Genomic DNA, 7,376 nt, shown 5'->3' on the forward strand with positions numbered 1-7,376 from the left:
TCCCCGTTCTGGTTGCAGACCTGCAAACCACCCGGTGACTTGTCGGGTTTGACAATAGTCAGGCTGCCATAGTCAGTGTGAGCGCCTGCGCGCATCTGCCCCTCTTCAATGTTGGTTCCCATGTTGGGGTAGCTGAGGGTCCGCAGCATGCTGATTTCTTTGTCGATCTTGTCGTCGAAGAAATGCTCGTCCAGTTTAAGGGCCAGGGCGAAGATGCGCATGAGCGAGCGGGCCAGATGGCTCATGGCACCAAAATATTCAACATAAGCTTCTCGAAAGCCGGGAATGTTTTCAGGCCATACGTTGTGGGCGAAATGAGACCCCGCGTCTGCCCCAAGATGGTAATTGTCGTCTGGAACGCCGCTGGGGCCGATCGAGAAGGATTCTTTCAGATCACCTGGGGCGGCTTCATCCATCGAATAGGACAGGCTTTCCTCTGCGACTGCGCTGTAACCGCGAACCATGTCAGGTCGGGGACGATCCACTTTTCGTTTCTCGGCCATTGGCAGGTTGAAAAACTCGCGACTCAATGAATAGACGCGATCCACCAATTCCGCGGGGATTCCGTGGTTGGTAATGACGAGGAAACCAATATCCTTACAGGCCCTGTCGACCTCCTTTGCCACCTGAGCCTTGCCTTCGGGAGTACCTTCGAAGTAAGGGGCAAGGTCGATCGTTGGTACATGTTGCAACTGCATGGCACAACCTCCATCAATTCAGTTTTGCGAGAAAGGCCCGGGTAAGAAAAGCAAAGGAGTCGTTCTCGCTCGCTGATTGACTTAGCAGCAAGCGTGCCATTTTTCGATTTTGTTAAAAAACAACTATTTAGCGGATTCTGAAAAAATGATATGGATCAAATGGTCTAAATTAGAGCGCATGGTTCTAGTTTGAGCCCAAATTAGGGGCAGGAGAGATGCGGGGGGAGAGCTCCGCTGCGTTCAGCGGGGGCGGATTCCGTCAAGGATGATCGTTTCGAGACTGCTGAGGGTTTCCTGGAAGAAGTCCGGGTCTTCCAGAGTTTTCCCTGCCACAGCTTCTACCTGCACGCGAAAGTCGGCGTAGTGCTGAGTGGTCGCCCACAATGAAAAAACCAGATGGTATGGCTCTACGGGCGCCAGCTTGCCCTGATCAATCCAGGTCTGGATAACCTCGATTTTGTTCTCTACCAGATCGTGCAGTGGTTGCTGCAGTTCGGTCAGCATCAACGGCGCGCCCTGCATGACTTCCATGCAGAACAGTCGGGATTCAGCGGGATGGTCCCGGGAAAACTCCAGTTTGACCCGAATATAATCCCGTATGGCTTCTACAGGGTCCTGCTCGACCGTGAATGCCCGGAGCGGTTTGAGCCACAAATCCAGCAGCTCCCGCAGCACGTTGACGTAAAGTTCTTCTTTATTGCTGAAGTAATAGAAGAGGTTGGTCTTGGAGACATCGGCCTGAAGGGCAATCTGGTCGATGCTGGCACCGTGCAGCCCGTATTGGGAAAAGGTGCTGAGCGCGGCGTCAAGAATGGTTGCCCGTTTCTTTTCACTGTTACGCAGCCGCCTGTTGAGCGACGCAGCGGAAGGAACCCGTTGTGGTTTCCGTTTGCTCTGGCTGGCTGTTTTCTCGCCCTTTCTGGTGACGCTCACATATCTCTCCGCTGGATTGACTGCAGGCACATTCTAGCACCGGATTTCTCCTTGAATAGGCCTTTTAGCCGCCATGAACGGTATCGCCCCAAAAATGCCCGCCGTGCACAAACCGAGTGCTCTATTTCAGACCAAATGGTCTGTAATAGTTGTCATGAAAATCATAGAAAATTGATTTAAAACAATAAAAGCCATTCTGGCCGGTATTGTGCGTTGGTGTCAGGGAACGTGAGTCAACGATGGTGGCCTCTGGTTTGCGCCACCCGACCGGAAACATCAAGGAGAACCCCATGAGTGAGCAGATGAATATCGGCGTCTTCATTCCCATCGGCAACAACGGCTGGCTGATCTCAAAAAACGCCCCCCAATACATGCCGACCTTCGAGTTGAACAAGCAGATTACCCAGAAAGCAGAAAGCTATGGTTTCGACTTCGCACTGTCGATGATCAAGCTGCGTGGTTTTGGTGGTGAAACGGAATTCTGGGAGCACAACCTGGAGTCCTTCACGCTGATGGCGGGTCTTGCTGCTGTCACCAGTAAAATCCAGCTATTCGCCACTGCGGCAACCCTGACCATGCCGCCGGCCATCGTTGCACGGATGGCATCCACCATCGATTCCATCTCCAATGGTCGCTTTGGAGTCAACCTGGTGACCGGCTGGCAGAAGCCGGAATACTCCCAGATGGGGCTATGGCCGGGCGATGAATTCTTTGGCTCCCGGTACGAGTATCTTGGTGAGTATGCCCAGGTGTTGCGGGATCTCTGGGCGACCGGCCACAGTGATTTCAAGGGTGAGCACTTCCAGATGGATGACTGCCGGGTGAGCCCCGTGCCGCAAGCCGACATGAAGGTTATCTGTGCCGGGCAGAGTGAGGCCGGCATGGCGTTCACCGCCAAGTATGCCGATTACAACTTCTGCTTCGGCAAAGGCGTAAACACACCGACTGCCTTCGCACCCACCGTGGAACGCCTCGTGAAGGCTACCGAGGAAGCCAAGCGAGACGTCAGTTCCGTGGCTCTGTTCATGGTGATTGCCGACAAAACCGATGAAGCGGCCCGGGCAAAATGGGAGTCCTACAAGGACGGTGTTGATGAAGAAGCCGTGGCCTGGCTCGGTGAGCAGGGTGCAGCAGACAAAAAGTCCAAATCGGACACCAACATCCGTCAGATGGCCGACCCGACGTCCGCAGTGAACATCAATATGGGCACTCTGGTGGGTTCCTACGAGAACGTCGCACGCATGCTGGATGAAGTGGGTACGGTCGAGGGTGTCAGTGGGGTGATGCTGACCTTTGACGATTTCGTTCAGGGCATTGAGGACTTCGGCAAGTACATTCAGCCGCTGATGAAAACCCGGGTACACATTAACCAGGAACTGGAGCAGGCGGTATGAGCATCGCAACGGAGCAATCGGGTTACGCCCTGAATACGGGTGCTGAACCGGTTCTGGAACTGCCAGGAAAACCTGAGCCCCTGAATGTCCGGGCCAGTGAGTCGGCGCTGGTGGTGGTTGATATGCAAAACGCCTATTCCACGATCGGCGGTTACCTGGATCGGGCAGGATTTGATGTCTCCACGACCGGTCCGGTCATCCAGCAGATCAAGAAAGCGATCACCGTGGCCCGGGCGGCGGGCATTCCGGTCATTTTTTTCCAGAACGGCTGGGATCCCGAATACGTGGAAGCAGGTGGCCCCGGTTCTCCGAACTGGTACAAATCCAATGCCCTGAAAACCATGCGCAAGGATCCGGAGCTTAATGGCAGCCTTCTTGCCAAGGGTACCTGGGACTATGACCTGGTGGACGAGCTCCAGCCTCAGCCAGGCGATATTGTTATTCCCAAACCCCGTTACAGCGGTTTCTTCAACACCTCGTTTGATAGCGTCTTGCGCAGCCGAGGCATTCGCAACCTGATTTTTACCGGGATCGCGACCAACGTCTGCGTTGAATCGACCCTGCGAGACGGTTTTTTCCTGGAGTACTTCGGTGTGGTGCTGGGGGATGCCACGCACCAGGCCGGCCCGGAGTTCATTCAACAGGCGGCGCTTTACAACATTGAAACGTTCTTCGGATGGGTGTCCACCACCGAAAATTTCTGCCAGACCTTCGGCGGTGCCAAAGGCGAGGCGGCAACGACTCTAACTGAAACCACCACTGCATAAACGACGGAGATACACCATGCCAAAAACTTCCATTATTCCCGAAGGTTCAGGAAAACCACTGGCCCCTTACGTCCCCGGCTCCATGGCCGACGGCGTTGTGTACGTTTCCGGGACCCTGCCGTTCGACAAGGACACCAACGTGGTTCATGTCGGCGATGCAGAAGCCCAGACCCGTCACGTTCTGGAGATTATCAAGAGCGTGGTTGAGGAAGCTGGCGGAACCATGGCCGACGTTACTTTCAACATGATCATGGTTACCGACTGGGCCAACTACGCAGCGGTAAACAAGGTGTATGCGGAGTACTTCCCGGGAGAGAAGCCGGCCCGCTACTGCATTCAATGCGGTCTGGTTAAGCCGGATGCTCTGGTTGAAATCGCCAGTATTGCGCACGTAGGTAAATGATGACTGGCGCCGCAAGCCCACTCTACTGGGAAAGCCATGGCCCGGCCGACGGTGAGACCGTCGTGCTGAGTGCCGGGCTTGGCGGGTCCGGAAATTACTGGGCCCCCCAGTTGCCAGCTCTGACCAATCGTTACCGGGTGTTGGTCTATGACCACTTCGGCACCGGCCGCAGCCGGGGCGACGTCCCGGAATTCTATACGGTTGAAGCTATGGCCGCAGAACTGGGCGAACTGCTGGAAGAGCAGGCTGCCGAGCCTGTGCATTTCATTGGCCATGCCCTGGGCGGGCTGATCGGTCTGGAACTGGCCCGGCGTTCTCCGGAGCTGGTGGCCAGCCTACTGTTGATCAACGCCTGGTCAGAACCCAATGCGCATTCCCGCCGCTGCTTTTCGGTGCGCCGGAAGTTGCTGCTGCATTCCGGCCCCGAGGCCTATCTGGAAGCCCAGCCTCTGTTCCTGTTTCCACCCGTATGGATAGCAGCTAACAGTGAGTGGCTGGAGCAGGAGTCGACCCATATGCTGGCCAGTTTCCCGTCCCAGGCGAACGTTTTACGACGCATGGCAGCGCTTCAGGCCTGGCAGCCGGCTCCGCAGGAACTTGCTGAGGTGCATGCGGAGACGCTTGTGCTTGCGACTCGTGACGATGCATTGGTGCCCTGGACCTGTTCCCAGAAGCTGGCAGGCCGTCTGCCCAATTCTGGCATTCGGCTTCTGCCGGAGGGTGGCCATGCCGTCAACGTCACAGAGGTCGAACGGTTCAACGAACTGATGCTGGACCACCTCCGAAAACATCGTCTGCCCGCAGAGGCGTTAACCACTGAGGAGGCCCTATGAGCCAACAACTTGATGAAACGGCCCTCGGCCACCTGTTTACCGAGGCCCGCACCCACAACGGCTGGATGGAGAAGGCGATCCCGGATGACACGCTTCGGGCGTTGTATGACCTGGTAAAAATGGCTCCGACGTCAGCCAACTGCAGCCCGGCCCGGTTCGTGTTTGTTCGAACTGCTGACGGTAAGCAGAAACTGTCGCCTTGCCTGTCCAGCGGTAATCTAGATAAAACTATGAACGCCCCGGTCACCGTGATCGTGGCTCATGATGAAGAGTTCTACGAGCAACTGCCGGAGCTGTTTCCCCATGGCGATGCCCGTAGCTGGTTTACCAGCAGCCCGGAAATGGCTTACGAAACCGCGTTTCGCAACAGTTCGATGCAGGCCGCCTACCTGATAATGGCGGCCCGATCGCTGGGCCTAGATACCGGGCCGATGTCCGGCTTTGATCCCGGAAAGGTCAATGAGGCGTTCTTCGCCGGAACCACCTGGAAAGTCAATCTTCTGATCAACCTTGGCTACGGCAACCCGGAAAAGTTGTATGGCCGTTTGCCCCGTCTGGAATTCGACAACGCCTGCCGATTGGCGTAAGGAGAGAGTTATGAAACCTCAACCGCAACTTCGTGAGGTGCTTGCCATGCCGCCGCTCGTGGATAAGCAGTCGTTCCGCAACGCCATGTCGACCCTGGCTGCAGCGGTCAGTGTTGTTACCACCGATGGTCCTGGTGGCCGCGCTGGCTTCACCGCCACGGCGGTCTGCAGCGTTTGTGACGAGCCGCCCACCTTGTTGGTGTGCCTGAACCGTGGCGCTTCGGTGTACGACGCTTTCCAGCAGAATGACAGTGTCTGCGTCAACACGCTGGCGGATCATCAGTCCGACTTATCGAACCTGTTCGGCAGTAAAACGACCATGGACCAGCGCTTTGCCGGTGCGCAGTGGAGCACGGCAGTGACCGGTGCACCGGTCCTGGAAGACGCGCTGGTAAGCTTCGACTGTACCGTGAGCAAACGGGTGAGCGTGGGTACTCACGATATTCTGTTCTGCGCGGTCGCGAATGTTCGCCAACAGGATGAGGTTGGTGGCCTGGTCTACTTTGATCGGGGCTACCATTGCCTGAAAGGCAAGTGACGCGGCCCGATTGCTGTCCGGCGAACGGCTGACCGGACAGCATGGAGGGTCAGCTCATAAGTTGTTCCGCCATCCTGTTCTGTTCCTCAATGATGTGAGGCTGGGAGCGGGTCAGCAGATGGCCTTCCTCAATCACCACGCGACCGTTGATGATGCTCCAGTTGACCCGGGGTGGGGTACAAAACACCAGGGAGGCCAGTGGATCGCTCTGGCCTCCCGCCATGGCAATATCATCGGTACGGAAGGCCACGATGTCCGCGCAGTAGCCCGGTTGGATCCGCCCCAGAACATCACCGCGGCCGAGAACTTCCGCGCCACCGCGGGTAGCGACCCGCAACGCTTCCCGCGCGGTCATGGCGCCGGGTTCCTGATCCCTCACCCGGGCTGACAGCATGGCCAAGCGCGCCTCGTCCAGCAGATTGCCACTATCATTTGAGGCGCTGCCATCCACGCCGAGTCCCACCTTCACGCCGGCGTCGAGCATTTTCCGGACAGGCGCAATGCCTGAGGCAAGGCGCATGTTCGAGCAGGGGCAATGAGCGACGCCCGTGCCTGTTCGGGCGAACAGTGCAATGCCGGGTTCATCCAGATGAACACAGTGGGCATGCCAGACATCTTCCCCGACCCAGCCCACGTCTTCCGTAAATTCTGTGGGCGTCATGCCATAGCGTTCCTGACTGAAGGCGAGATCCTTCCAGTTTTCCGCGGTGTGAGTGTGTAATCCCACCTTCAATGACCGAGCCATGGTGGCTGCTTCGCGCATCAGATCAGTCGTTACAGTAAAGGGTGAGCAGGGTGCCAGTGCTACCCGGGTCATGGCATCCGGGCGGTGATCATGGTGCGCTTCCACGACCCTCAACATGTCCCGGAGGATGGCACTTTCGTCCTGTTCCACCAGTTCATCCGGTGGTAGCCCGCCCTTGCTCTGGCCCAGGCTCATGGCGCCGCGGGCGCCATGGAAACGGATACCCATTTCTGCGGCCGCCTGGAAGCTATCGTCCAGCGTGATGCCGTTGACATGCAGGTAGGCGTGGTCGGCGGCTGTGGTGCATCCCGAGAGCATCAGCTCTGCCATGGCAGTCCGGCTGGCGGCCCGTTGCATCGCCGGGGTGATGTTTTGCCAGACCGGGAACAGGGCGCTCAGCCAGTCGAACAACTCGCCATTCTGGGCTGCGGGTAGCGCCCGGGTCAGGGACTGGAACATGTGGTGATGGGTATTGATC

At 57.2% G+C, this 7,376-nt stretch carries 8 protein-coding genes and 1 pseudogene; 6 read left to right on the forward strand and 3 right to left on the reverse strand.

The window, feature by feature from the left end:
* Together B2W52_RS06975 and rutR are read right to left on the reverse strand one after the other, a co-directional pair.
* Positions 1–698 (reverse strand): annotated as a pseudogene (locus B2W52_RS06975) (isopenicillin N synthase family dioxygenase); the annotation flags it as partial.
* A 240-nt stretch (positions 699–938) separates the two neighbouring features.
* Positions 939–1,631: an HTH-type transcriptional regulator RutR gene (gene rutR, locus B2W52_RS06980; protein WP_273072930.1), complete on the reverse strand. Its 693-nt coding sequence runs from the start codon at positions 1,629–1,631 to the stop codon at positions 939–941.
* 302 nt (positions 1,632–1,933) lie between these two features.
* On the opposite strand from rutR, the gene rutA reads away from it, so the two are divergent.
* The 6 genes from rutA to rutF are packed head-to-tail and all read left to right on the forward strand — an operon-like array spanning position 1,934 to position 6,153.
* Complete coding sequence (gene rutA, locus B2W52_RS06985) at positions 1,934–3,025, forward strand: pyrimidine utilization protein A (protein ID WP_273072979.1); 1,092 nt, start codon at positions 1,934–1,936, stop codon at positions 3,023–3,025.
* Positions 3,022–3,792, forward strand: a complete 771-nt coding sequence (gene rutB / locus B2W52_RS06990) for a pyrimidine utilization protein B (protein ID WP_273072928.1) — start codon at positions 3,022–3,024, stop codon at positions 3,790–3,792. The genes rutA and rutB overlap by 4 nt, the downstream gene beginning before the upstream one ends.
* A gap of 16 nt (positions 3,793–3,808) precedes the next feature.
* On the forward strand, positions 3,809–4,195 hold the full coding sequence (gene rutC, locus B2W52_RS06995; protein ID WP_273072927.1) for a pyrimidine utilization protein C: 387 nt from the start codon (positions 3,809–3,811) through the stop codon (positions 4,193–4,195).
* A complete protein-coding gene (rutD, locus tag B2W52_RS07000) occupies positions 4,192–5,028 on the forward strand; it encodes a pyrimidine utilization protein D (protein WP_414673484.1) in 837 nt (278 codons plus the stop codon). Before rutC ends, rutD begins: the two co-directional genes overlap by 4 nt.
* Complete coding sequence (locus B2W52_RS07005; RefSeq protein WP_273072925.1) at positions 5,025–5,615, forward strand: malonic semialdehyde reductase; 591 nt, start codon at positions 5,025–5,027, stop codon at positions 5,613–5,615. The genes rutD and B2W52_RS07005 overlap by 4 nt, the downstream gene beginning before the upstream one ends.
* 10 nt (positions 5,616–5,625) lie before the next feature.
* Positions 5,626–6,153 (forward strand): NADH-dependent FMN reductase RutF, encoded by a 528-nt coding sequence (gene rutF / locus B2W52_RS07010; RefSeq protein WP_273072923.1) that lies wholly within the window; start codon positions 5,626–5,628, stop codon positions 6,151–6,153.
* A 49-nt stretch (positions 6,154–6,202) separates the two neighbouring features.
* Here the strand turns inward: rutF and B2W52_RS07015 are convergent.
* Positions 6,203–7,376 (reverse strand): 8-oxoguanine deaminase (locus tag B2W52_RS07015; RefSeq protein ID WP_286802131.1); only part of this gene is annotated, 1,174 nt, incomplete at its 5' end.

It is taken from the genome of Marinobacter sp. UBA2498, assembly GCF_002341575.1.
GTDB classification, from domain to species: domain Bacteria; phylum Pseudomonadota; class Gammaproteobacteria; order Pseudomonadales; family Oleiphilaceae; genus Marinobacter; species Marinobacter manganoxydans.

What these genes read in the sequence shown, in the direction of transcription:
- rutA (WP_273072979.1), top strand. Translation starts at nt 1,934, where the DNA reads ATGAATATCGGCGTCTTCATTCCCATCGGCAACAACGGCTGGCTGATC.
- rutD (WP_414673484.1), top strand. Translation starts at nt 4,192, where the DNA reads ATGATGACTGGCGCCGCAAGCCCACTCTACTGGGAAAGCCATGGCCCG.
- rutC (WP_273072927.1), top strand. Translation starts at nt 3,809, where the DNA reads ATGCCAAAAACTTCCATTATTCCCGAAGGTTCAGGAAAACCACTGGCC.
- rutF (WP_273072923.1), top strand. Translation starts at nt 5,626, where the DNA reads ATGAAACCTCAACCGCAACTTCGTGAGGTGCTTGCCATGCCGCCGCTC.
- rutB (WP_273072928.1), top strand. Translation starts at nt 3,022, where the DNA reads ATGAGCATCGCAACGGAGCAATCGGGTTACGCCCTGAATACGGGTGCT.
- B2W52_RS07005 (WP_273072925.1), top strand. Translation starts at nt 5,025, where the DNA reads ATGAGCCAACAACTTGATGAAACGGCCCTCGGCCACCTGTTTACCGAG.